Source organism: Actinomyces sp. 565 (assembly GCF_010365615.1).
GTDB lineage: Bacteria > Actinomycetota > Actinomycetes > Actinomycetales > Actinomycetaceae > Actinomyces.
The window spans coordinates 1-2,095 of sequence record NZ_PIZD01000036.1 but is presented as its reverse complement, the minus strand read 5'-3'; the positions used below and the strand labels follow the sequence as shown (position 1 = coordinate 2,095).

Annotated in this window: 3 protein-coding genes and 2 pseudogenes; 4 read left to right on the top strand and 1 reads right to left on the bottom strand. The window is 64.7% G+C overall.

Going from position 1 to position 2,095, the window contains the following annotated elements:
• Positions 1-162: 162 nt before the first annotated feature.
• Positions 163-342: a transposase gene (locus GZ997_RS06075; protein ID WP_162679248.1), complete on the top strand. Its 180-nt coding sequence runs from the start codon at positions 163-165 to the stop codon at positions 340-342.
• Between the two features lie 49 nt (positions 343-391).
• Here the strand turns inward: GZ997_RS06075 and GZ997_RS12715 are convergent.
• A pseudogene (locus GZ997_RS12715) lies at positions 392-559 on the bottom strand (IS5/IS1182 family transposase); the annotation flags it as partial.
• A gap of 206 nt (positions 560-765) precedes the next feature.
• On the opposite strand from GZ997_RS12715, the pseudogene GZ997_RS12710 reads away from it, so the two are divergent.
• The 3 genes and pseudogenes from GZ997_RS12710 to GZ997_RS12705 all read left to right on the top strand — a co-directional run.
• Positions 766-958 (top strand): annotated as a pseudogene (locus GZ997_RS12710) (IS3 family transposase); the annotation flags it as partial.
• A gap of 443 nt (positions 959-1,401) precedes the next feature.
• A complete protein-coding gene (locus GZ997_RS06070) occupies positions 1,402-1,539 on the top strand; it encodes a hypothetical protein (RefSeq protein WP_162679247.1) in 138 nt (45 codons plus the stop codon).
• A 283-nt stretch (positions 1,540-1,822) separates the two neighbouring features.
• Positions 1,823-1,975 carry a hypothetical protein gene (locus GZ997_RS12705; protein ID WP_238994305.1) on the top strand — a complete coding sequence of 51 codons (153 nt, stop codon included), beginning with the start codon at positions 1,823-1,825 and terminating at the stop codon, positions 1,973-1,975.
• Positions 1,976-2,095: the final 120 nt, after the last annotated feature.

Here is a 2,095-nt window from a genome sequence, read left to right as displayed (position 1 = left end):
ACCATCACCAACATCACCGCCACCGCCCTAGTCATACTCAACCTGAACAACAACCTCCCCTGATGAGAAAGGCTCACTGAGGAAGTATTCCGAGAAGTTGCGGGATCTGGCGACTTGGATGGCTGTGCAGGGGCCCGCCGGGATCCGGAGAGGTCTAAGGGTGTGATCCGCAGGATCGCCGAGGAGTTGGGTGTCCATCCCGAGGCGCTGCGTACTTGGGTGAAGAAGGCTGAGATCGATGCAGGCGCCCGGCCGGGAACCACCAGCGAGGACGCCCAGCGGATCCGGGAGCTGGAGAAGGAAGTACGCGAGCCGGGGTGGGCCAACGGGGATCCTGCGTAAGGCGAGCGCGCATGTTTGCACCCCGGGCGGAATGTGAGGCGCCGTCAGATCAGAGGAGGCCGTTGTTCAGGCTGAGGATGACTAGGGCGGTGGCGGCGATGTTGGTTATGGTTGATGGGTCGAGGGTGGCTCGTTTGAGGGCCTTGAAGTCTTTGAGTAGGGCGTTGGCTCTCTCGGCGGGGGCCCGCAGACTGGCCTGAACCTGGTTGTAGGTCTGAACTGCACCGGATTTGATGGAGGCAGTGAATTCACGGAAGGATCACTGTCATGAGTGCTCAGAGGAAGTATCCCGAGGAGTTGCGGGAGCGGGCCACCAGGTTGGCTGTGGAGGCCCGTAGGGACCCGGACAGGTCTAAGGGGGCGATCCGCAGGATCGCCGAGGAGCTGGGCGCCCCGCCCCGAGGCGCTGCGCACCTGGGACACAGGAGGCCGAGGTCGACGCGGGCGCCCGGCCGGGAACCACCAGTCAGGATGCTGAGCGGATCCGGGAGCTTGAGGCTGAGAACCGTGAGCTGCGGCGGGCGAACGCGATCTTGAGGAGTGCGTCGGCTTTTTTCGCGGCGGAGCCAGGCCGCCCGTCCCGCTGATCTGTGAGTACATCGACTCCCACAGGGAGGAGTTCGGGGCCTGTGCCAGTTCTGCCAGGCGCTCACTAGTGCCGGTACCAATGATCGCCCCTACCCGTCCTGCCGGGCCCGCAAGTCCCGTCCCCCCAGTGCCAGAGGGATACGCGATGAGGCTCTGAAGGCCGAAATCGGGCGGGTGCATGAGAAGAACTACTGCGTTCTGGGCGCCCGCAAGATGCATGCGATGCTCAACCGGCCTGAGGCCTGTGAGCGGCATGGGTTGGGGCATGCGGCGCCTGCTGCACCGTGGAGAGGTTGATGCGGGCCATGGGGTTGCACGGCATCCGCCGTGTTAAGTCGCCCAGGACGACCCGGTCGGCGCCTAAGGAGCAGTGCCCCGCAGACCTGGTGAACCGGCACTTCAGCGCGTTCAGGCCGAACGAGTTGTGGGTGGCGGACATAACCTATGTGCGCACCATGAGCGGCTGAGTGTATGTGGTCTTCGCCCGCTGACGTGTACTCGCGTCGGATCATCTGGTGGCAGACGTCCACGAGCCTGTACACCGACCTGGCCCAGGGGCGCCCTGAAGATGGGGATCTGGCAGCACCCGGCGAGAGGGCGCTGACCTGAAGGGCCTGATCCACCACTCCGACCGGGGTGTGCAGTACCGGGCGATACGTTACGGGCAGGCCTCCTCCGACTGCGAAGCGGTCGCCTCGGTCGGGTCGAAGGGCGACCTCCTTTCGGCTTCGCGCTGGCCGAGGCGCTCAACTCGCTCTACAAGGCCGAGCTCATCCGCAACCGCCGCTACCTCGACGACCGCGGCCCCTGGCAGGGCATCGATGACGTCGAGCTCGCCAACGCCCAGTGGGTGCACTGGTTCAACAACACCCGTCCCCACTCCGTCATCAGCATGCGCAGTCCCGTCCAGCATGAGCAGGCCTACACCCCACCGCCACAAGAAGACACCAACACCATCGCCGAGTCGGCGTCCGAGTCCGAGGCCATGGACATCGGCGAGCAGACCACCAGCCAAGCCCAGCCGGCAACCACCGGCGCCAGATAAAACAGCCGCCACAAAACCCGGGGCTTGACACTGAGTCTTATGGTTTTGGCTTAGATATGGCTTCGCATGGGAAGACAGAGCAAGCGGCGGCTGGCGCCCCGTAAAAGGGTGCCAGCCGCC